Below are 21,542 nucleotides of genomic sequence, written 5' to 3'. Positions count from 1 at the left end.
CACGCCACGCGACGACTCATGCGTGTTCCGGCATGCGTGTCCCGGCGAAGCGGACACCATCATACCATCGCGCGAGTCGATTTCTTTTTGCTTTCCGGCGCGTGTCCGGCGATGTCGAGCGCCTCGGGCGCGGGAGGCGAACGCTCTGCACCCTGCCGATGCACCCACGCCGACAGCACGCACGCCACGACGATGCACGCGCCGCCCGCCCACTCGCGCGGACCGGGCACTTCGCCCGCGAAGAGCCACGCGGACAGCGCGGTGACGACGAGCTCGAACAGCATGATGATGGACGCGCGATTGGCCGGCACGCGTGCGAGGCCCACCTGCACGATCATGTTGTTCACCGCGAGCACGACGCCCAAGCCGATCACGATGAACGCCACCGTGGGCAGCAGCGCGGCGGCGGGCGGCGTGGGCATCGGCTCGAACAGCGTGATGACGCAGGCGACGAGCGCCGCGCCGCCGAAGATCACCGCGGTACGCATCTCGGGTTTCATTGCGGGCAGCGTGCGCGTGACCTTGACGACGAGCACATTGCTCATCGCGAAACCCATGCCGCCCATGAGACCGGCCCATTCGGCAAGATCGGCGGGCAGCGGCATGCCGAGTTCGGGCGACCAGAGCATCGTCACGGCGCCCGCCAGCGACAGCAGGGACAGCGCGGCGTCGGCGCGCGTCAGCCGTTCTTTCAGGATGAAGTGCGCGAAGATCGCGGTCCACGCGGGCGTCAGATAGAAAAGCAGCAGCACGCGCATCACCTGACCGTGGATCGCGCCCCACACGAAGCCGATATTGGTCACGCCCGCCGCCACGCCGAGCGCGACGAGCAGCCAGTGCCAGGATAGCGTGCTGAGCGAGCGGCGCTTCGCGAGCAGCACGAAGACGCATGCGGCGGCGCTCGTGGTCGCGCTGGCGGCGGTGCCGGAGAGGCCCATCGCGGCGAGCATACGCATGGGATACCAGACGAGGCCCCATACCGACGCGCCGATCATGATCGCGAGCGTTGGCCATGCGCCCCATCCTTTTTTTGTTGCCGTCATTCTGTGCTTTGTCCTTCGTGCCGCGCGCCGCTGCCCGCTTGCGAGCCGGGGCCGCGCGCTATAATCGTGAGCTTGTTTCGCGTCCGTTCGACGTCTTCCGATGCCGCCCTCGCAGGCGCTTTTCGCCTCGCGCGCATCGCTCACTGCTTACCGGTCACGCCGTGAATCCACTTCTCAAGAAACTTCAGCCTTATCCGTTCGAAAAGCTTCGCGTGCTCTTCAAGGGCATCGAGCCGCGCGCCGGATTCACGCCGATCAGCTTCGGCATCGGCGAGCCGAAGCATCCGACGCCCGCGCTGATCCGCGATGCGGTGATCAATGCGCTCGACGGCCTCGCCTCCTACCCGGCGACGCTCGGCAGCGAGCCGCTGCGCGCGGCGATCGCGGCATGGGTCATGCAGCGCTACGGTCTCGAATCGGTCGATCCGGCCACTGAAGTGCTGCCCGTGTCCGGCTCGCGAGAGGCGCTCTTCGCGCTCGCGCAGACCGTGATCGACAGCCGCACCAAGCAGGACGCCGCTGATGCCGCCGAACCGCCCATCGTACTCTGTCCGAACCCGTTCTATCAAATCTACGAAGGCGCGGCCCTGCTCGCGGGCGCCGAGCCGTACTTCGTCAACAGCGACCCGGCGCGCAACTTCGCGTGCGATTACGCCGCGGTGCCCGATCACATCTGGGCGCGCACGCAACTGCTCTACGTCTGCTCGCCGGGCAACCCGACCGGCGCGGTGCTCACGCTCGAGAACTGGCGCGAGCTCTTCGCGCTGTCGGACAAACACGGTTTCGTGATCGCGTCGGACGAGTGCTACTCGGAAATCTATTTCGACGAAACCAGTCCGCCGCTCGGCGGCCTCGAGGCGGCGCGCCTGCTCAAGCGCGGGTTCGAGCGCCTCGTGATGCTGTCGAGCCTGTCGAAGCGCTCGAACGTGCCGGGCATGCGCTCGGGCTTCGTCGCGGGCGACGCGGCGGTTCTGAAGGATTTTCTGCTCTACCGCACGTATCACGGCGCGGCGCTGTCGACGGTATTTCAGCGCGCGAGCATCGCCGCGTGGCAGGATGAAACGCACGTGCGCGACAACCGCGCGAAGTATCTGAAAAAATTCCAGACGGTCACGCCGATGCTCGCCGACGTGCTCGACGTGCGTCTGCCCGACGCCGCGTTCTACCTCTGGGCGAACGTCGCGGGCACCGGACTCACGGATACCGAGTTCGCGGCGCGCCTGTACGCCGACTATAATGTGACGGTTCTGCCGGGCTCTTTTCTCGCTCGCAGCGCGCACGGCACGAATCCCGGCGAGGGGTTCGTGCGCATCGCGCTCGTGGCCGGGAACGAAGAATGTGTCGAAGGAGCCCGCCGCATCGTCGAATTCTGCCGCTCGCTCAGGTCATGAGACTTGCCGGTCCAATCCTCCATCCTTGATACCACTATGTCGCAACAACTTCAGAGCATCATCGATACCGCCTGGGAAAACCGCGCCGAGCTGTCGCCCAAGGCCGCGCCCGCCGAAGTCCGCGAAGCCGTCGCGCACGCGATCGAACAGCTCGACAAAGGTCAGATGCGCGTCGCCGAAAAGCGCGACGGCGAATGGATCGTGAATCAGTGGCTCAAGAAGGCCGTGCTGCTGTCGTTCCGCCTGGAAGACAATGCGCCGATGCCCGCCGGCGGTTACTCCCAGTTCTACGACAAGGTGCCGTCGAAGTTCGCCAATTACACCGCTGAGGACTTCGCGGCGGGCGGCTTTCGCGTGGTGCCGCCGGCCATCGCGCGCCGCGGCTCGTTCATCGCGAAGAACGTCGTGCTGATGCCGTCGTACACCAACATCGGCGCATATGTCGACGAAGGCTCGATGGTCGACACCTGGGCCACCGTCGGCTCGTGCGCGCAGATCGGCAAGAACGTGCATCTGTCGGGCGGCGTGGGCATCGGCGGCGTGCTGGAGCCGTTGCAGGCGAACCCGGTCATCATCGAGGACAACTGCTTCATCGGCGCGCGTTCGGAAGTGGTGGAAGGCGTGATCGTCGAAGAGAACTCGGTCATCTCGATGGGCGTGTATCTCGGCCAGAGCACCAAGATCTACGACCGCGAAACCGGCGAAGTCAGCTACGGCCGCATTCCGGCGGGCTCGGTGGTCGTTGCGGGCAATCTGCCGTCGAAGGACGGTTCGCACAGCCTGTACTGCGCGGTGATCGTCAAGAAGGTCGACGCCAAGACGCGCGCGAAGGTCGGCCTGAACGAACTGCTGCGAGGCGACTGATCGTGGCGCGCGGTTCCACTCCGACCACGGTCGTCTACGGCATTCCGAATTGCGACACCGTGAAGAAAGCGCGCGTGTGGCTGGAAGAGCACGGCGTGCCGTTCGAGTTTCACGACTTCAAGAAGGCCGGCGTGTCGAACGCGCTGATTCAGGACTGGCTCAAGGACGTGCCGCTCGAGCAGCTCATCAACAAGCGCGGCACCACCTGGCGCGGCCTGTCCGACGTGCACAAGGCCGAAGCCGACACCACCTCCGGCGCGATCGCGCTGATGATCCACAAGCCGTCGATCATCAAGCGGCCCGTCGTCGTGGTGAACGGGCGCGTGAAAACGCTCGGGTTTTCCGCCGAGCAGTACGAAACGCTCTTCGTCTGAGCCAGAGCGATGACTGTGAACTCGACGGTCATCGCAAAATCGCTACGAGTGCCGGCCCGCGCGCCGGCATTTTTTATCGCACTCACGTGAATCGACCATGTCCGGCACCCTCTCCCTCACCGAAGCGCTGATCGAACGCGCATCCGTCACGCCCGACGATCAGGCTTGTCAGGCGCTCATGATCGAGCGGCTCGCGGCGATCGGCTTCGAATGCGAAACGATTGAATCGGGCGGCGTCACCAACCTGTGGGCCGTGAAGCGCGGCACGGACGCGTCGGCCAGACTGCTCGCGTTCGCCGGCCATACGGATGTCGTGCCGACCGGTCCGCTCGAACAATGGACCTCGCCGCCCTTCAGGCCCACTCACCGCGACGGCAAACTCTACGGGCGCGGCGCGGCGGACATGAAGGCGTCGCTCGCGGCGTTCGTCGTATCGAGCGAGGAGTTCGTCGCAAAGCATCCGGAGCACCGCGGCACGCTCGCGTTTCTCATCACGAGCGATGAAGAAGGCCCCGCGACCGACGGCACGATCAAGGTCGTCGAAGCGCTGAAAGCGCGCGGCACGCGGCTCGATTACTGCATCGTCGGCGAGCCGACCTCCAACGCCACGCTCGGCGACATGGTCAAGAACGGCCGGCGCGGCTCGATGACCGGCAAGCTCGTCGTCAAGGGTGTGCAGGGGCATATTGCGTATCCGCATCTCGCGAAGAACCCGGTGCATCTGCTCGCGCCCGCGCTGGCCGAGCTGGTCGCCGAGCGCTGGGACGACGGCAACGAGTATTTTCCGCCGACGACCTGGCAGGTTTCCAACCTGCATTCCGGCACGGGCGCGACCAACATCATTCCCGGCCACGCCGATCTGATGTTCAACTTCCGCTTCTCGACCGCGAGCACGGTGGAAGGCTTGCAAAGCCGCGTGCGCGCGATTCTCGACAAGCACGGTCTCGACTACGATCTGAAGTGGATCGTGAGCGGCCTGCCGTTTCTCACGCCGCGCGGTGAGCTTTCGGATGCGCTCGAAAAGGCCATCGCCGATGAAACCGGCGTGCGCACCGAACTGTCTACCACGGGCGGCACCTCCGATGGACGCTTCATCGCGCAAATCTGCGATCAGGTGGTCGAGTTCGGCCCGCCCAACGGCACGATCCACAAGATCGACGAGCACGTCGAAGTGCGCTTCATCGAGCCGCTGAAGAACGTGTACCGCCGTGTGCTCGAACAGCTGATCGCCTGACTCATTTGCGTAAATTGATCTCACACAATAAAAAGGAGCCTTCGATGGCGCTGCCCTTCACCACCGTGCGCGACCTGCTGCGCTTCGGCGTCTCGCGCTTCACCGAAGCGGGCCTGTCGTTCGGCCACGGCTCAACCAATGCCTACGACGAAGCCGCGTACCTGATCCTGCACACGCTGCATCTGCCGCTCGACACGCTCGAACCGTTCCTCGACGCGCGCCTGCTCGACAACGAAATCGACGCCGTCATGAAAGTGATCGAGCGCCGCGCGAAAGAGCGCATTCCCGCCGCGTACATCACGCAGGAAGCGTGGATGCACGGCCGCCGCTTTTACGTCGACGAGCGCGTGATCGTGCCGCGCTCGTTCATCGGCGAGCTGCTGCAGGACGGTCTGCAACCGTATGTGGCCGATCCCGATCAGGTCACGCGCGTGCTCGAACTGTGCACCGGCTCGGGCTGTCTCGCGATTCTCGCGGCGCAGGCCTTCGAGAACGCGGATGTCGATGCCGTCGATATCTCCGCCGATGCGCTCGCGGTCGCGCGCCGCAACGTCGACGAATATGGCCTCGGCGAACGCGTGCGCCTCCACGAAGGCGATCTGTACGCGCCGCTGTCGGCCGAGCGCTACGAGGTGATCATCACGAATCCGCCGTACGTCAACGCCCACGCGATGCAGGCGCTGCCGGAAGAATACCGGCACGAGCCCGAACTCGCGCTCGCGGGCGGCGCGGACGGCATGGACGTGGTGCGGCGCATCGTGCGCGACGCGCGCAACTGGCTCACCGAGGACGGCGTGCTCGTCGTCGAAATCGGCAACGAGCGGCCCAACGTCGAGGCAGCGCTGGGCGGTCTCGATCTCGTTTGGCTCTCGACCAGCGCCGGCGACGACAACGTGTTCCTGATCCAGGCTGCCGACCTTCCCTCCTGAAGCCTCGGCCCTGACGATCGTTGCGGCGACACGCGCTGCAACGATCGCTAACACTTCGCGCGAAAGGGTTGGGTAAGATGGCAAATCGCCATCAGGCTCCCACTCGCGCTTATGCAAGCATCCGACTGGCTACACCTCGGCACGCTCGTGATGGCCGCGCATGTGCTCGGCGTGATCGCCGCGATCCATGCCGTCATCAACACACGCACGTCGCAAGGCGCGGTGGCGTGGGCGGTGTCGCTCGTCGCGATGCCCTATTTCACGCTGATTCCCTATCTGTTCCTCGGCCGCAGCAAGTTCGCGGGGTATATCGACGAGCGGCGGCTGGAGATCGAAATCCTGCGCAACCGTTCGAAGCCCGCCGAATGGGACTCGGGCGCGCGCAGCGATGCGCCCGAGAGCGCCCCGCTCATCGATTCCTCGGGCGCGCGCGGCGAAATCGCGCCGGGACCGGCCGCCTATCTCGGCAATCCGACCATCCGCACGCTGCAGCGCCTCTCCGGCATGCCGTTCCTGCGCGGCAACTCGGCGCGCGTGCTCATCAACGGCGACGCCACCTTCGCCGCGATCCTCGATGCCATCGCCGCGGCCGAACGCTACGTGGTCGTGCAGTTCTTCATCGTGCGCGCCGACGCGCTCGGCGACATGCTCAAGGACGCGCTGATCCGCAAGGCCCAGGCCGGCGTGCGCGTCTATTTTCTCTACGACAGCATCGGCAGCTTCGATCTGCCGCATCGCTACGTGAACGCGCTGCGCGCGGGCGGCGTCGAGGCGCATCCGTTCGCGGCCACGCGCAAGTTCGTGCACCGCTTCCAGATCAACTTCCGCAATCATCGGAAGATCGTCGTGGTGGACGGCAAATGCGCGTTCATCGGCGGGCACAACGTGGGCGTCGAGTATCTCGGCGGCAATCCGCGCCTCTCGCCGTGGCGCGACACGCACGTGGAAGTGCGCGGGCCGGCGGTCGCGAGCATCCAGTTCGTCTTCACTGAAGACTGGTACTGGGCGACCCAGCGCCTGCCCGAACTCGGTCCCGCGCCGCCTTCGGACGGCAACATGCATTGCATGGTGTTGTCGAGCGGGCCCGCCGACAAACAGGAAACCTGCTCGCTCTTTTTCGTCGAGGCGATCAACGCGGCGCGCGAGCGCATCTGGATCACCTCGCCTTATCTGATTCCCGACGAAGCCGTGTTCTCGGCGCTCAGGCTCGCGGTGATGCGCGGCGTGGACGTACGCATCCTGATTCCGAGCCGGCGCGATCATCGCGTGGTGTTCGCAGCGTCCCGGCTCTATGCGTACGATCTGTGGCAGGCCGGCGTACGCATCTTCCGTTACGAACCGGGCTTTCTGCATCAGAAAGTCGTGCTCGTCGACGATATCGCCGCGGCGATCGGCAGCGCGAATCTCGACAACCGCTCGTTTCGCCTGAACTTCGAGATCACGGTGCTGACGGTCGATCGCGCGTTCGCCAACGAGGTGGAAGCGATGCTGCGCGCGGACTTCGCGCTCGCCTTCGAGATCGACGGCAACGACTACCGCGGCAAGGCGTTCTGGCGACGCATGGCGATGCACGTCGCGCGGCTTTTCTCGCCTATTCTCTGAGCGCGCCGTAGCTTCAGAGCAGCTTCTCGATGTCCTCCACGATCGACTCGGGCTTCGTCTGGGGCGCATAGCGCTTCACCACGTTGCCCTGACGGTCGACGAGAAACTTCGTGAAGTTCCACTTGATCGCCTCGATGCCGAGCAAACCCGGCTCCTTGTCCTTCAGATACTTGTAGAGCGGATGCGCGTTCGCGCCGTTCACCTCGATCTTGCCGAACATCGGGAACGTGACGCCGTAGTTTTTCTCGCAGAAGCTGCCGATCTGCTCGGCATCGCCCGGTTCCTGCTTGCCGAACTGGTTGCATGGGAAACCGAGCACCTCGAAGCCGCGCGCGGCAAGCAGCTGGTAAATGTGCTGCAAGCCGTTGTATTGAGGCGTGAAACCGCACTCGCTGGCTGTGTTCACGATCAGCAGCACCTTGCCGCGATAGGTGTCGAGACCGACGGTCGCGCCGTCGAGTGTTTCGGCCGAAAAGCCGTAGATGCCGTCACTGGCTGCGCTCATGGCACGCTCCGCAAATGAATTCGATGAATGACAGGCGATGCTAACCCGGCACGCGTTCCTGTGCCATTGGCCGAACGGCCTACCCCTGCGCGGCAACCGGTCCGGTCTAAAATAGCGCTTTCCTTCCAAGCCGCGCCCTTTCGCCGCCAATTCGACGTGATCCGCTTTAATCAGTTCAGCCTGTCCCGCGGCACCAAGCCGCTTTTCGAAGAGACGAGCTTCACGCTCAATCCGGGCGAGAAAGCCGGTCTCGTCGGCGCGAACGGCGCGGGCAAGTCCACGCTATTTTCCGTGCTGCGCGGCGAGCTGCACGCGGACGGCGGCGATTTCTCGATGCCGCCGTCGTGGCGCATCGCGCATGTCGCGCAGGAAACGCCCGCGGTGGACCGCAGCGCGCTCGATTACACGCTCGACGGCGACACCCATCTGCGCGCGATCGAGGTGCGCATCGCGTCGGCCTCCGCCGCGCACGACGGCGCCGCTGAAGCAGAAGCGCATGCCGCCTTCGCCGACGCCGACGGCTACACCGCGCCCGCGCGGGCCGAAACGCTGCTGCTCGGCCTCGGCTTCACGCTCGAACAGACGCGCGAGCCGGTGTCGAGCTTTTCGGGCGGCTGGCGCATGCGCCTGAATCTCGCGCAGGCGCTGATGTGTCCGTCCGATCTGCTGCTCCTCGACGAACCGACCAACCACCTCGACCTCGACGCCATCGTCTGGCTCGAAGACTGGCTCGGGCGCTATCCGGGCACGCTCGTCGTCATTTCGCACGATCGCGAGTTTCTCGATTCGGTCTGCAACGTCACGCTGCATCTGGAAAATCGTCAGGTGAAGCGCTACGGCGGCAATTACAGCCAGTTCGAAGTGCTGCGCGCGCAGCAGCTCGCGCTGCAGCAGAGCGCGTTCGAGAAGCAGCAGCGGACGGTCGCGCATCTGCAGAGCTTCATCGACCGTTTCAAGGCCAAGGCCACGAAGGCGAAGCAGGCGCAGAGCCGCGTGAAGGCGCTGGAGAAAATGGAGCTGATCGCGCCCGCGCATGCGAGCTCGCCGTTCACCTTCGAATTCCGCGAGCCCGATGCCGCGCCCAATCCGATGATGGTCATGGAAAGCGTGCGCTGCGGCTATCACGACGACGCAGGCGGCGAGATTCCGATCGTCGATGCAGTGACGCTGTCGATCCAGAACGGCCAGCGCATCGGCCTGCTCGGCGCGAATGGACAAGGCAAGTCGACGCTCATCAAGACGCTGGCGCAGACGCTCGAACCGCTCTCCGGCGGCGTCCGCCAGGGCAAGGGCTTGCAGATCGGCTATTTCGCGCAGCATCAGCTCGAAACGCTGCGCCCGGACGACTCCGCGCTCCAGCATCTCGCGCGCCTCGCGCCCGATACGCGCGAGCAGGAGTTGCGCGACTTTCTCGGCAGTTTCAACTTCTCCGGCGAGATGGCGACCGCGAAGATCGCGCCCTTCTCCGGCGGCGAAAAAGCGCGGCTCGCGCTGGCGCTCGTCATCTGGCAGAAACCGAATCTGCTGCTGCTCGACGAACCGACCAACCACCTCGACCTCGAAACGCGCCACGCCCTGACGATGGCGCTCGCGCAGTTCGAGGGCACGCTGATTCTCGTGTCGCATGACCGGCACCTGCTGCGCGCGACGACCGATACCTTCATGCTCGTCGCAAAGCATCGCCTGAGTCCGTTCGACGGCGATCTCGACGACTATCGCGACTGGCTGCTGCAGCACGCCGCCGAGGTGCGCGCGGCGGCGAAGGAAGCGAGCGGCGCTGCATCGGCCGACGCGCAGGACAGCGGGCCGAATCGCAAGGAACAGCGCCGCCAGGAAGCGCAGGAGCGGCAAAAGTTCGCGCATCTGCGGAAGCCGCTGCAGTCGCGCATCGCGAAGATCGAGAAAGAGATGGAGAAGCTCAACGCCGAAAAGTCGACGCTCGATGCGTTCGTCGCGGATCCTGCGAGCTACGAAGCCGCGATGAAGGCGAAGCTCACCGAGACGATCCGCCGGCAGGGCGAAGTCAATGCGCGTCTCGAAACGCTCGAAATGGAGTGGCTCGAAGCGCACGAGGAACTGGAGCAAATTGGCTCATAACCGGAGATCGACGACTTGACGCCATCCCTCACAGGCCTGCGCGTGCTGGACCTGACGCGGCTTCTTCCCGGACCGGTCGCTACGTTGCGGCTCGCCGAACTCGGCGCCGACGTGCTCAAGATCGAGCCGCCGGGCGAAGGCGACTACGCGCGCACGATGATGCAAAGCGAGGCGGACCGGCAGAGCGGCGCGCCGAGCGCGTTCTATCGCATCGTCAATCGCGGCAAGCGGCAGCTCACGCTGGACCTCAAGACCAGCGCGGGTCGCGCGAAGCTGATCGAACTCGCGCGCGACGCCGACGTGCTCGTCGAGAGCTTTCGCCCTTCGGTGATGGCGCGGCTGGGCGTCGGCTATGACGTGCTGCGCGAAGCGAATCCGAAGCTCGTCTATTGCGCAATCACGGGCTTCGGCGGCGACGGGCCGTTCGCGCAGAAGGCGGGGCACGATCTGAACTACATCGCCTACGCGGGCGTGCTCGATCAGCTTGCCGCGCGCGACGGCACGCCCGTCGCGCCGAATTTTCAGCTCGCGGACCTGCTCGGCGGCGCGCTGTCGGCCGTGATGGAGATACTCGCGGCGGCGTGGCACGTCGCGCGTGGCGGCGAAGGACGCTGCCTGAATGTGTCGATGACGCACGCGATTCACGCGCACAACGTGATGGCGCATATCGCGCTGACCAATGCTGACGAAGCCGGAACGCGCGCTGGCGCGGGCTTGCTGAACGGCGGCGCGCCGTGCTACGACGTCTATCGCACGCGCGATGACCGCTTCGTCGCGGTCGGCGCGCTGGAGCTGAAGTTCTGGCAAACCTTGTGCGAGGCGCTCGGCCGTCCCGACTGGGCGACGCGGCACTGGAGCCTCGGCCAGGCGATCGGCGGAACGGACGCGGCGGAATTGTCGGCGCAACTGGCCGCGCGCTTTCGCGAACGCACGCGCGATGAATGGATGACGCTGCTGGAGCCGCTCGATTGCTGCGTCGCGCCGGTGCTCACGCCCGCCGAAGCGGCAGTGCATCCGCTGTTCCGCGACGCCTAGCGCCGCGGCAAGACCTGGCGCGGCGGGCGCTCATCATCGACGAGCACGTGCTTGCGGCCCGTCACGTGTTCGCGGATGGTCGCGACGACTTCATCCTCGGTGACATCGGCCGCGACGACGCGGCGCGATACCTGGCCTTGCTCGTCGATCCATTCGACGATCCGGCAGCCGCTTCCCCAGGGCTGTTGCAGCGGCGCGGAGACGCGGCATCCGCGCAGATGGAACGCGGGCTTCGGCCGGGTTGATTTTGAGTGTTTCAATGCGTGGTCCTCTCGATCCTTCCAGTCACTTCGCTTCTTGAACTGTCCATAGCGAAGTTGGCCGGGTCCGTAGCATTGAAAGGATAAGAAAACCGCGCGCCGCGTAGGTTACATTGCGCAACGGGATTTTTACGCCGCATTACCAAGGGTCCGACCACGGGTTCATTCGAGATCCCGAACCCGGTCGATCGCTTCCTCGATTCGATCCACCGCGATCACCTTCAGGCCGTCGATCGCCTGCTTCGGCGCGTTCGCCTTCGGAATCAGCGCGACCGAAAAGCCGAGCTTGGCCGCTTCCTTCAGGCGGTCCTGTCCGCGCGGCGACGGCCGGATTTCGCCCGCCAGCCCGACTTCGCCGAACGTGATGAGGCCCTTGGGCAATGGCTTGTTGCGCATCGACGAATGAATCGCGAGCAGCACGGCCAGATCCGCCGCCGGTTCGGTGATCTTCACGCCGCCGACCGCGTTGAGAAACACATCCTGATCGAAACACGCGATGCCGGCATGCCGGTGCAGAACGGCCAGCAACAGCGCGAGCCGGTTTTGCTCCAGCCCCACCGCGAGCCGGCGCGGATTGGGCACATGCGCGGTATCGACCAGCGCCTGCACCTCGACGAGCAGCGGCCGCGAGCCTTCCTGCGTCACGAGCACGCACGAACCCGGCACGCTTTGCTCGTGCTGCGACAGAAACAGCGCCGACGGATTCGCGACGCCGCGCAAGCCCTTTTCCGTCATCGCGAAGACGCCGAGTTCGTTGACCGCGCCGAACCGGTTCTTGAACGCGCGCACGAGTCTGAACGACGAATGCGTATCGCCCTCGAAATACAGCACGGTATCGACGATATGCTCCAGCACGCGAGGCCCCGCGAGACTGCCCTCCTTGGTCACGTGGCCGACCATGATGATCGACGTGCCCGTCTGCTTCGCGATGCGCGTCAGTTGCGCCGCGCACTCGCGCACCTGCGCGACCGAACCGGGCGCGGAAGTCAGCGCTTCGGAATAAATGGTCTGGATGGAGTCGATCACGGCGACTTCGGGACGTTGCTCGTCGATGGTCGCCTGAATCTTTTCGAGCTGGATTTCCGCGAGCAGCGCGAGGTCGCCCGCCGCGCTTTCCCCGATCAGGCCGAGCCGTTGCGCGCGCAACGCGATCTGCGCGCCGGATTCCTCGCCGCTCACATAGAGCGCGGGGCGCTCGCGCGCGATCTCCGCGAGCGATTGCAACAGCAGCGTCGACTTGCCGATGCCCGGATCGCCCCCGATCAGCACGACGCCACCGGGCACGAGGCCGCCGCCCAGCACGCGGTCGAATTCGCCGACGCCGGTCGTGAAGCGCGGCACGTCCGACGCCTCGATATCGGCGAGCTTTCGCACCGCCGAGCTCTTCGCGAGCGCCTGGAAGCGATGCGCGGAGGGCGCCTGCTCCACCGTTTCCACCAACGTGTTCCACGCACCGCACGCGGCGCACTGGCCGGTCCATTTCGGCGATTGTCCGCCGCATTCGCTACACGTATAGAGCGTCTTTGCCTTCGCTGCTTTTGCCACACACTGCCTTGCTTTGAGTTTTCGTTGAGAGTTATTCCGCGCGCACCGGCACGCGCTGCGCGATCGCGCACATGAGTTCGTAGCCGACCGTGCCGGCCGCGCTCGCCACATCGTCGATCGGCAGATTGGCGCCCCATAGCTCGACGCGCGAGCCGATGCCCGCGTTCGGGCACGGCGTCAGGTCGACGGTCAGCATGTCCATCGACACGCGGCCGACAAGCTTGGTCCGCACGCCATCGACGATGACGGGGGTGCCTTCCGGCGCCACGCGCGGATAGCCGTCCGCGTAGCCGCAGGCGACCACGCCGATCCGCATCGAGGTGCCCGCGGTGAAGGTCGAGCCGTAGCCGATGCTGCTTCCCGCGCTGACCGTCTGCACGGCGATCAGCTCGGACTGGAGCGTCATCGCGGGCTTGAGGCCGGTGCCGGCGATGTCGGCGGTCACGCCCGACGGCGACGCGCCGTACAGCATGATGCCGGGCCGCACCCAGTCGACGTGCGCGTCCGGATGCCACAGCACCGCCGCCGAATTCGCGAGGCTGCGCGCGCCCGCGATGCCTTCCGCGCCGCGTTCGAACGCATCGAGCTGATGCGCGATGCCGCGCGGGCCGTCGGCATCGGAAAAATGGGTCATGAGCGTGATCTGACCGACGCCCTGCACGGCGCGCGCGCGCTCCCACGCGGCGCGGTACTTCTCGGGCGTGTAGCCGAGGCGGTTCATGCCGCTGTTCATCTTCAACTGGATGTTGATCGGCTTCGAGAGGCGCGCCATTTCGAGCATGCGCAACTGCTCGTCGCAATGCACGGCCGTGGTCAGGCTGTAGCGGTCGATCACGTCGATATCGGTGGGCCGGAAAAAGCCCTCGAGCAAAAGAATCGGCCCCGCCCAGCCCAATTCACGCAACTTCGCGGCTTCTTCGAGGTCGAGAAGGCCAAAGCCGTCCGTCGCGCGCAGTCCGGGGAACGCCCGGGCGAGTCCGTGGCCATACGCATTGGCCTTGACGACGGCCCAGATCTTGGACTTCGGCGCGTACTTGCGCGCAATGACGAGGTTGTTGGCGAGCGCGGGGGTGTGAATGGTTGCAGAGAGGGGGCGCGGCATGAGCGTTTGGAGGAAGTGCGGTAAGTGCGATCGAAACGACCAGCATACGACAGCGGGACGCGTCCTGCTGCCCCGATCGGGACGCCTTGTGAATCAGTATCTTATGAGGAATCCCCCGCACGGACGTGTCATTTCGCACGCGATCGGGATGAGTGCTAGTCAGAATGCGCCTATTTTCGTGTTATAAAGCCGTGCGCACAACCCATTTCGAAAGGCATAAGCCCGGACGCATAACAGGCGCCCGGGGCGGATCACCCGCAGTGAGGAAAGCTTCGGATCAGATGAAAAAAGGTTTTTACACCATCATGGCCGCGCAGTTTTTCTCATCGCTGGCCGATAACGCTTTACTGATCGCTGCCATCGCTCTGCTGAAGGACCTTCACGCGCCGAACTGGATGACGCCGCTGCTCAAGCTGTTCTTCGTCCTGTCGTACGTGATTCTCGCGGCCTTCGTCGGCGCCTTCGCGGACTCCCGGCCCAAAGGCAAGGTGATGTTCGTGACCAACTCGATCAAGGTGGTCGGCTGCGTGACGATGCTCTTCGGCGCGCATCCACTGCTCGCGTACGGCATCGTTGGCTTCGGCGCCGCTGCTTACTCGCCGGCGAAATACGGCATTCTCACCGAACTCCTGCCACCGGACCGGCTCGTCGCCGCGAACGGCTGGATCGAAGGCACGACCGTCGGCTCGATCATTCTCGGCACGGTGATGGGCGGCGCGCTCATCAGCCCGCATATCGCGAGTCATCTGCTGTCGCTGAACATTCCACGCATTCACACGCCCGCCGAAGCAGCGATGCTCGTCATCATGCTGATATACGTGATAGCCGCGATGTTCAACCTGCGCATCCCCGACACCGGCGCGCGCTATCCGAAGCAGGAGACGCGGCCGATCAAGCTCATTACCGATTTCGCCGACTGCTTCCTCACGCTGTGGCGCGACAAGCTCGGCCAGATCTCGCTTGCCGTCACGACGCTCTTCTGGGGCGCGGGCGCGACGCTGCAGTTCATCGTGCTGAAGTGGGCCGAAGTGTCGCTCGGCATGACGCTTTCGCAGGCCGCGATCCTGCAGGCGGTGATCGCGGTCGGCGTCGCGGTGGGCGCGGTGCTCGCGGCGGCGCGCGTGCCGCTCAAGCGCTCGCTCAGCGTGCTGCCGGTCGGCATCATCATGGGTCTCGCCGTCATGCTGATGGCCTTCTACACGCGCCATCTCTTTCCCGCGCACTGGGGCATCTACTTCGGCAAGATGCACTTCCCAGGCTACCTGCTGGTCGCGTATCTGTTCCTGATGATCGTCGGCGGGCTGTCGGGCTTCTTCGTGGTGCCGATGAACGCGCTGCTTCAGCATCGCGGTCACGTGCTGCTCTCCGCGGGCCATTCGATCGCCGTGCAGAACTTCAACGAGAACCTTTCGGTGCTCATCATGCTGTGCCTCTACGCGGTGCTCGTGTGGCTCGACGTGCCGATCCAGTTCGTCATCGTGCTGTTCGGCTCGTTCGTCTGTCTCATGATGTACTTCGTGATGCGCCGGCATCAGGCCAATCAGCGCGCATTCGATTCGGTCGCGCTGATCGGCGAAGCGCGGCACTGACGCGTCGCGCACGTTCCATTCGACTTTCATCATGCTCGCCGCCGACCTCTTTTCGTTCGTCACCCGCGTGCGGGAGCGCGCGCCGCTCGTCCATTGCCTGACGAACCTCGTCGTCACCAACTTCACCGCGAACGTGCTGCTCGCGATCGGCGCGGCGCCCGCGATGGTCGTCGCGCGTGAGGAAGTCGGCGAATTCGCACCGCTCGCCAATGCGCTGTCGGTCAATCTCGGCACGCTAGACGTGCCGCAAAGCCGCGCGATCCGCGTCGCCGTGGACGCCGCCAACGATGCCGGCAAGCCGTGGGTGCTCGATCCGGTCGCGGTCGGCCCGCTCGCGTTTCGCACGGAATTCGCGTTCGATCTGCTCGATGCGAAACCCGCGGTGATTCGCGGCAACGCGTCGGAGATCATCAGTCTGTCAGGCGGCGCGTCGAGCGCGCGCGGCGTCGACAGCACCGCCGCCACCGACGCCGCGCTCGACGCCGCGCAGATTCTCGCGCTGAAGGCCCAGGCCGTCGTCGCGGTGACGGGCCAGACCGACTACGTGACCGATGGCAGGCGCGTGATCGCGCTGTCCAACGGCTCGCCACTGATGACGCGCGTGACGGGCGTCGGCTGCGCGCTGTCGGCGACGGTCGCGGCGTTCGTCGGCGCCGCGCCGGATCGCAACGCGTTCTGGAGCGCGACGGTCGCCGCCATCGCGTATTCGACCATCGCGGGCGAACTGGCCGCGCGCGATGCCGCCCTGCCCGGCAGCTTTGCCGTCGCGTATCTCGACCGCCTTGCATCGCTCGATGAAGCCGCGTTCGAGAAGACGCTCGTGCAGCGCGATATCGTGTCCGGCTGATCATGCGCGCTTCGTTCGATCTCTCGCTCTATCTCGTGCTCGATCCGGTGCAATGCGGCGGGCACGACGCGGCGCTCGCCGTCGCGCGGGCCGCGCTGGAAGGCGGCGCGACCATCGTGCAATTGCGCGCGCCCGAATGGCACAAGCGCGCGTGGTTCGACCTCGCGCGCGAGCTGCTGCCGCTCACGCGCGCGCACGGCGTGCCGTTCGTCATCAACGATCATGTCGATGTCGCGCTCGCCGTGGGCGCCGATGGCGTGCATATCGGCCAGCGCGATCTGCCCGCCGATATCGCGCGGCAACTGCTCGGGCCGCGCGCGCTGATCGGCCTGTCGGTGTCGAACCTCGACGAAACCGCCGACGCGCAAAAGCTCGCTGGCGTCGTCGACTATCTCGGCGCGGGTCCGGTGTACGCGACGCCGACCAAAACCGACGCCTCCGCGCCATGCGGCATCGATGGCCTCGCTGAAATCCGTGCCGCCGCGCGCTTTCCGACTGTCGCGATCGGCGGCATCCAGGCGCACAACGCCGCCGACGTGATGCGCGCGAAGCCCGCCGGTCTCGCGGTCGTCTCCGCGATCTGCAAGGCCGCCGATCCGCGCGAAGCGGCCGCGGCATTGCGCGCGACCATCGCGCGCGCCCGAACCTGATCTTTCCATGTCCGCAACGAAACCCATTCCCAACGTCCTCACCATCGCCGGGTCCGACTCGGGCGGCGGCGCGGGCATTCAGGCCGACCTCAAAGCCTTCTCCGCGCTGGGCGCGTACGGCGCGAGCGTCATCACGGCGCTCACCGCGCAGAACACGCGCGGCGTGACGGCCGTCCACGCGCCGGAGCCCGCGTTCATCACCGCGCAGCTCGACGCCGTGTTCGACGACATTCGCATCGACGCGGTGAAGATCGGCATGCTGGCGAACGCGGACATCGTGCGCGCGGTCGCCGCTGCGCTCAAGCGCCATCGGCCGAAGCATGTCGTGCTCGATACCGTGATGATCTCCAAGAGCAATCACGCGCTGCTCGCGCCGGAAGCGGTCGCCGCGCTGCGCGACGAACTGCTGCCGCTCGCGACGCTCGTCACGCCGAATCTGCCCGAGGCGGCGGCGCTGCTTAACGTCGAAAGCGCCGTCGACGAAGACGCGATGGTGCAGCAAGGCGAAGCGCTGCGTGCGCTCGGCGCGCGCGCCGTGCTGATGAAGGGCGGCCATCTCGCCTCGTCCGATAGTCCCGACTGGCTCATCGAGGCGAACGGCTCGCTGCGGCTCGGCGGCGCGCGCGTGCCGCTCAAGAACACGCACGGCACGGGCTGCACGTTGTCGTCGGCGATCGCGGCGCTGATCCCGCAAACCGACGATCTGGCGAGCGCCACCGCCGAAGCCAAGCGCTATCTGACCGGCGCGATCGAAGCAAGCGTGCGGCTCGACGTCGGTCACGGCGTCGGGCCGGTACATCACTTCTATCGCTGGTGGTGATCAGGGCGCCGAAGCGGCGAATGCGCGCGCACGCTCCGGCCAGTCGTCCGGCACGATGAAACCGCGCGATTCCTCGGTCCAGTTCCCGGCTTCGTCGCGCAGGTAGGCGGCGATCATCGTCGGCGCGACAGTCGTTTCCAGGCGCGTGCGAATCGCATCCGATTCCGCGATGAGCGATTCGGCGTCGCTCGCATCGAGCCGCCGCGACGCGAGCCACGCCAGGCGCGGCTGAACGACCCACGCGCGCTCATCGCCCGAAGCGTCGGACGCGCGCGCCCGCGCATCGCGCCATTCAGACGCCGTCAGCCACCATCCGCGTAAATGACACGCGCCGATTTCGGGCGCGGGATCGATACGCTCGCCAACGAGGCCGTGATAGAAAAGCCGTCCCTTGATGAACAACTGCGCGCGCCACGGCCCTTCGAAGCCGAGCGTGGCGAATTCCGTGCGCGAAGTCAGCGCGAGCTGATGCGTGACGAGCCGCGCGTGTTTCAGATCGAAGCGATCCTGCAGATTCGGACCGACATAGTCCGACAGACGCGCGGCGCGCGACGCGTCGCCATTGCCGATATGCAGATAGAACTTCACCGCGAGTTCCCAATGCAGGCGCACGTCGTTCGCCGTCTCCAGCAGGAAATCGCATTCGCCGATCGTGCGCCGCTGAAGCCGCAGCGGCACGTTCGCCGCGATCAGACGCGCCGCCGGTCCGTGCGCGAGAAAGTATCCCAGCAGGCTTTCGGCATAAATGCCGAGGCGCGTGAATCTGGGATTGCGCGTGTGTTCGTGCAGCGATTGCAGTGATTGCGGTGAGGCGTCGAGCGCGTTCAGCCAGGCGAGCGTCGCATCGCGCTCCTGCGGCGAGTCGAATGGACGCGCCAGCGGCGCATCGCCTTCGCGCAGCAGATCGGGGGCGAACAGCAGCCAGGCGAGATCGCGCACGGCGACGTCGTCGAAACGATCGACGAGACGCGTGAGTTCGCTCGCCCCGGCGGCCATCAGATGCCGTCCTTCTGCGCTCCTTGCTCGACGCCGAGCGCGGCGAGCGCTTCGCGATACGTGTTGCGCGCGAGGCAGAGATCGGCCCACGCCTTCGACTTGTCCTGCAGGCTGCGCAACAGATAAGCCGGGTGATAGGTGACGATGACCGGCACGCCGCGATACGCGTGCACGCGACCGCGCATCGACGCGATGCTGGCTTCGTTCTTCAGGAGACTTTGCGCGGCGAAACGGCCCATCGCGACGATCACCTTCGGCTTCACGAGTTCGACCTGCCGCTGCAGATACGGCTCGCAGCGCGCGACTTCATCGAGTTCGGGATTGCGGTTGCCGGGCGGCCGGCACTTGATCACGTTCGCGATGTAGACGTTCGATTGCCGCGAATAATCGAGCGCGCGCAGCATGTTGTCGAGCAGCTTGCCCGCCTGACCGACGAACGGTTCGCCCTGCTTGTCCTCGTTCTCGCCCGGCGCCTCGCCGATCAGCATCCAGTCGGCTTCGCGGTCGCCGACGCCGAACACCGTGTTGGTGCGGCGCTCGCACAGCCGGCAGCGCTCGCAGTTCGCGACACGCTCGGCAAGCGCATCCCAGTCGAGCGTGTGGACGTCGTCAGGGGCTTCGGCGAGGGCGACGGGCTCCGGATGGACGGGAGCGTCGTCGGTCCAGGGGAGATCGTCGTAGGCGTCGAGCGGCGGTGTGTCGGGGTCTGTCTGCACAACGGGCGTCGGCGGTTCAGCGGACTTCGGCGCTTCGACCGCTTGCGCGACCGGTTCGACGCTCGGCGGTTCTTCCACGCGCGGCGACGCGGCCACGACGCCGCGCCGGACCCAGACGGGCCCGATTCCCAGTTCCTCGATCAGCGATTCATCCAGCGCCATGCGCGCCCTCCTTCAAAAACGCCAGACGCATGACGATGGCGTCCTCACGCGAGCGATGCCGCGCGGGGTAATAGTTCTTACGACGTCCGATGGCGGTGAAGCCAAAGCGCTCGTAAAGCTGGATCGCACGCGGATTGGACGGCCGCACCTCGAGCAGCACGCCTTCGAGTTTCTCGGCGCGCGTGATGCGCACCGCTTCGCGCAGCAGCGTGAGTCCCGCGCCCGCGCGCTGCGCCGCCGGCGCGACGCACAGATTGAGCAGATGCATCTCGTCGACGACCGGCATCAGCACGCAATAGCCGATCAGCGTGCCGGTCACGTGGCGCAGACACACGCCGTAGTAGCCGTTGCGCAGCGAATCCTGGAAATTGCCGCGACTCCACGGAAACTCGTAGGCGAGCTTTTCGACCGCGGCGACTTCGTCGAGGTCGGCTTCGGTCATCGACGTGAGATAGCGGTCCGCCAGCAATACCCCGCTCACCGAAGCGCCTCCTCGCGGGCTTGCATGCGTTCGGCCGTGGTCTGGGCGACCTTGTCGCGCACATATTCCGGCGCGGCGAGCTCGGGCGCGATCGCGCGGCCCGCCCGAAAAGCACGCAGACCGACGAGCGCGACCGGCAACGCATGCGGCAGCGCTTCGCGATCGACGCGCGCGGCTGCGGCCAGCGCCGTCAGGCGGTCGCCGAACGCGGCGGCGGCGTTGCCGGCGAGTGCGAACGGCGCGTCCGGCAGCGGCAGCGCGCCGGGCGCGTCGAGCGCGGCCGGATGCAGCGTGCGCCATTCGGCGGCGGCGGAATCGAATTCGAAGTCGGCCCAGTACACCTCGTCCATGCGGGCATCGAGCGCCGCGAGCACGCGCGGCGGAATCGACGGATCGTTCAGCCGTGCGCCTTCCGCGCAGGCGAGCAGCGTGCTGACCGGCACCACCGGCACGCCCAGCCCGAACGCCAGTCCTTGCGCGACGCCTGTCGCCGTACGCAAGCCGGTGAACGAGCCCGGTCCGGCGCCGAACGCGATGGCCGAGCAATCGGCGAGCGCGAGGCCCGCTTCGTCGAACAGTTCGCGCACGGCGGGCAAGAGACGCGTGCTCGAGACCGCGCCGGTCGCTTCGTGTCGGGTCCACACGCGCGTGTCGCCGCTCGCGTACTGCGGCGCGGCGGCGGAATGAGTGGAGTCGGGAGCGAAGTCGGCGAGCAGGAGCGCAACGGAGCAAAACTCCGTCGAGGTGTCGAGGGCGAGCAGAACGGTGCGTGTCATAGCCGGTATTGTAATGCGGGACATGCGCCGCATTCGCGCGAAGCACGCACGCGGATCGATCCGAACCGCAGCTGGAGGACGCGCTCGGTTGGAGGAAAGCCTCGACGTGCCGCGCGAGTGCGGCTTGCTAAGATCGTGCGGTCCTATTTCGAGAAGAACGGAGAACGCATGACCGACATCGACCAGCAATTCGCGCAGGCCCAGACCGACGTCACCCAACTGCCCGAACGGCCGGGCAACCTCACGCTGCTGCGCCTCTACGCGCTTTTCAAGCAGGCGAGCAGCGGCGACGTGCAGGGTGAGAAGCCGGGCTTCACGGATATCGCCGGCAAGTACAAGTACGAAGCATGGTCCGCGCTCCAGGGCACGCCCGCCGATGACGCCAAGGCGCGTTACGTCGAACTCGTCGAATCGCTCAAACGCGGCGAAGCAGCCTGACGCCTGCGCGTTTCTCGCCGCGCCGTCCCGTGCCCAGGGATGGCGCGCGTACGCGTCAAAATGTGGCGCAGTGCAGCAAATTCGGA

At 66.0% G+C, this 21,542-nt stretch carries 22 protein-coding genes; 13 read left to right on the top strand and 9 right to left on the bottom strand.

What is annotated here, in order from left to right; all coding sequences use genetic code 11:
• Positions 1 to 59: 59 nt before the first annotated feature.
• Positions 60 to 1,043, bottom strand: coding sequence for a DMT family transporter (locus NK8_RS05715; RefSeq protein ID WP_213227991.1), 984 nt, complete (start codon positions 1,041 to 1,043; stop codon positions 60 to 62).
• 161 nt (positions 1,044 to 1,204) lie between these two features.
• Here NK8_RS05715 and dapC point away from each other — a divergent pair, with 161 nt between their 5' ends.
• The 6 genes from dapC to cls all read left to right on the top strand — a co-directional run bounded on the left by dapC (position 1,205) and on the right by cls (position 7,437).
• Positions 1,205 to 2,434 (top strand): succinyldiaminopimelate transaminase, encoded by a 1,230-nt coding sequence (gene dapC / locus NK8_RS05710; RefSeq protein ID WP_213227988.1) that lies wholly within the window; start codon positions 1,205 to 1,207, stop codon positions 2,432 to 2,434.
• Positions 2,435 to 2,470: 36 nt separating this feature from the next.
• On the top strand, positions 2,471 to 3,298 hold the full coding sequence (gene dapD / locus NK8_RS05705; protein WP_162065452.1) for a 2,3,4,5-tetrahydropyridine-2,6-dicarboxylate N-succinyltransferase: 828 nt from the start codon (positions 2,471 to 2,473) through the stop codon (positions 3,296 to 3,298).
• A 2-nt stretch (positions 3,299 to 3,300) separates the two neighbouring features.
• Positions 3,301 to 3,672, top strand: coding sequence for an ArsC family reductase (locus tag NK8_RS05700; RefSeq protein ID WP_213227986.1), 372 nt, complete (start codon positions 3,301 to 3,303; stop codon positions 3,670 to 3,672).
• 97 nt (positions 3,673 to 3,769) lie between these two features.
• Complete coding sequence (dapE, locus tag NK8_RS05695) at positions 3,770 to 4,906, top strand: succinyl-diaminopimelate desuccinylase (RefSeq protein ID WP_213227984.1); 1,137 nt, start codon at positions 3,770 to 3,772, stop codon at positions 4,904 to 4,906.
• Between the two features lie 44 nt (positions 4,907 to 4,950).
• Complete coding sequence (gene prmB / locus NK8_RS05690) at positions 4,951 to 5,835, top strand: 50S ribosomal protein L3 N(5)-glutamine methyltransferase (RefSeq protein ID WP_213227982.1); 885 nt, start codon at positions 4,951 to 4,953, stop codon at positions 5,833 to 5,835.
• Between the two features lie 111 nt (positions 5,836 to 5,946).
• Positions 5,947 to 7,437, top strand: coding sequence for a cardiolipin synthase (gene cls / locus NK8_RS05685; RefSeq protein ID WP_162065448.1), 1,491 nt, complete (start codon positions 5,947 to 5,949; stop codon positions 7,435 to 7,437).
• A gap of 13 nt (positions 7,438 to 7,450) precedes the next feature.
• On the opposite strand, the gene NK8_RS05680 is transcribed toward cls, so the two are convergent.
• On the bottom strand, positions 7,451 to 7,942 hold the full coding sequence (locus NK8_RS05680) for a glutathione peroxidase (RefSeq protein ID WP_162065447.1): 492 nt from the start codon (positions 7,940 to 7,942) through the stop codon (positions 7,451 to 7,453).
• A 156-nt stretch (positions 7,943 to 8,098) separates the two neighbouring features.
• On the opposite strand from NK8_RS05680, the gene NK8_RS05675 reads away from it, so the two are divergent.
• A complete protein-coding gene (locus NK8_RS05675) occupies positions 8,099 to 10,039 on the top strand; it encodes an ATP-binding cassette domain-containing protein (RefSeq protein ID WP_213227980.1) in 1,941 nt (646 codons plus the stop codon).
• A gap of 15 nt (positions 10,040 to 10,054) precedes the next feature.
• Entirely contained in the window at positions 10,055 to 11,074 is a 1,020-nt protein-coding gene (locus tag NK8_RS05670; RefSeq protein WP_213227978.1) for a CaiB/BaiF CoA-transferase family protein, read from the top strand.
• Here the strand turns inward: NK8_RS05670 and NK8_RS05665 are convergent.
• The 3 genes from NK8_RS05665 to alr form a co-directional block, all read right to left on the bottom strand.
• On the bottom strand, positions 11,071 to 11,334 hold the full coding sequence (locus NK8_RS05665; RefSeq protein ID WP_213227976.1) for a DUF2866 domain-containing protein: 264 nt from the start codon (positions 11,332 to 11,334) through the stop codon (positions 11,071 to 11,073). The two genes, NK8_RS05670 and NK8_RS05665, sit on opposite strands and share 4 nt — an antisense overlap.
• 162 nt (positions 11,335 to 11,496) lie before the next feature.
• On the bottom strand, positions 11,497 to 12,879 hold the full coding sequence (radA, locus tag NK8_RS05660) for a DNA repair protein RadA (RefSeq protein ID WP_213227974.1): 1,383 nt from the start codon (positions 12,877 to 12,879) through the stop codon (positions 11,497 to 11,499).
• A 31-nt stretch (positions 12,880 to 12,910) separates the two neighbouring features.
• A complete protein-coding gene (gene alr, locus NK8_RS05655) occupies positions 12,911 to 13,981 on the bottom strand; it encodes an alanine racemase (RefSeq protein ID WP_213227972.1) in 1,071 nt (356 codons plus the stop codon).
• A 281-nt stretch (positions 13,982 to 14,262) separates the two neighbouring features.
• Here alr and lplT point away from each other — a divergent pair, with 281 nt between their 5' ends.
• From lplT to thiD, 4 genes are read left to right on the top strand one after another with little or no spacing between them, the layout of a single operon-like run.
• Positions 14,263 to 15,570 (top strand): lysophospholipid transporter LplT, encoded by a 1,308-nt coding sequence (gene lplT, locus NK8_RS05650; protein WP_162065441.1) that lies wholly within the window; start codon positions 14,263 to 14,265, stop codon positions 15,568 to 15,570.
• A gap of 31 nt (positions 15,571 to 15,601) precedes the next feature.
• Positions 15,602 to 16,417, top strand: a complete 816-nt coding sequence (gene thiM, locus NK8_RS05645) for a hydroxyethylthiazole kinase (RefSeq protein WP_213227970.1) — start codon at positions 15,602 to 15,604, stop codon at positions 16,415 to 16,417.
• A 2-nt stretch (positions 16,418 to 16,419) separates the two neighbouring features.
• Positions 16,420 to 17,067, top strand: a complete 648-nt coding sequence (gene thiE, locus NK8_RS05640) for a thiamine phosphate synthase (protein ID WP_213227968.1) — start codon at positions 16,420 to 16,422, stop codon at positions 17,065 to 17,067.
• 7 nt (positions 17,068 to 17,074) lie between these two features.
• Positions 17,075 to 17,887 (top strand): bifunctional hydroxymethylpyrimidine kinase/phosphomethylpyrimidine kinase, encoded by an 813-nt coding sequence (thiD, locus tag NK8_RS05635; protein ID WP_213227966.1) that lies wholly within the window; start codon positions 17,075 to 17,077, stop codon positions 17,885 to 17,887.
• On the opposite strand, the gene NK8_RS05630 is transcribed toward thiD, so the two are convergent.
• From NK8_RS05630 to tsaB, 4 genes are read right to left on the bottom strand one after another with little or no spacing between them, the layout of a single operon-like run.
• On the bottom strand, positions 17,888 to 18,883 hold the full coding sequence (locus tag NK8_RS05630; protein WP_213227964.1) for a DUF1853 family protein: 996 nt from the start codon (positions 18,881 to 18,883) through the stop codon (positions 17,888 to 17,890). It lies immediately after the preceding gene.
• The gene (locus tag NK8_RS05625) at positions 18,883 to 19,761 is read right to left on the bottom strand and encodes a uracil-DNA glycosylase family protein (protein ID WP_213227962.1); all 879 of its coding nucleotides are present in this window, start codon (positions 19,759 to 19,761) and stop codon (positions 18,883 to 18,885) included. The genes NK8_RS05630 and NK8_RS05625 overlap by 1 nt, the downstream gene beginning before the upstream one ends.
• Complete coding sequence (gene rimI / locus NK8_RS05620; RefSeq protein ID WP_162065435.1) at positions 19,748 to 20,242, bottom strand: ribosomal protein S18-alanine N-acetyltransferase; 495 nt, start codon at positions 20,240 to 20,242, stop codon at positions 19,748 to 19,750. The genes NK8_RS05625 and rimI overlap by 14 nt, the downstream gene beginning before the upstream one ends.
• Positions 20,239 to 21,018 (bottom strand): tRNA (adenosine(37)-N6)-threonylcarbamoyltransferase complex dimerization subunit type 1 TsaB, encoded by a 780-nt coding sequence (gene tsaB / locus NK8_RS05615; RefSeq protein ID WP_213227960.1) that lies wholly within the window; start codon positions 21,016 to 21,018, stop codon positions 20,239 to 20,241. Before tsaB ends, rimI begins: the two co-directional genes overlap by 4 nt.
• 168 nt (positions 21,019 to 21,186) lie before the next feature.
• Here tsaB and NK8_RS05610 point away from each other — a divergent pair, with 168 nt between their 5' ends.
• Complete coding sequence (locus NK8_RS05610; protein ID WP_162065433.1) at positions 21,187 to 21,456, top strand: acyl-CoA-binding protein; 270 nt, start codon at positions 21,187 to 21,189, stop codon at positions 21,454 to 21,456.
• Positions 21,457 to 21,542: the final 86 nt, after the last annotated feature.

Source organism: Caballeronia sp. NK8 (assembly GCF_018408855.1).
Lineage (GTDB): Bacteria > Pseudomonadota > Gammaproteobacteria > Burkholderiales > Burkholderiaceae > Caballeronia.
The sequence above is the reverse complement of the archived record's forward strand: the minus strand, read 5'-3'. Positions and strand labels throughout refer to the sequence as shown.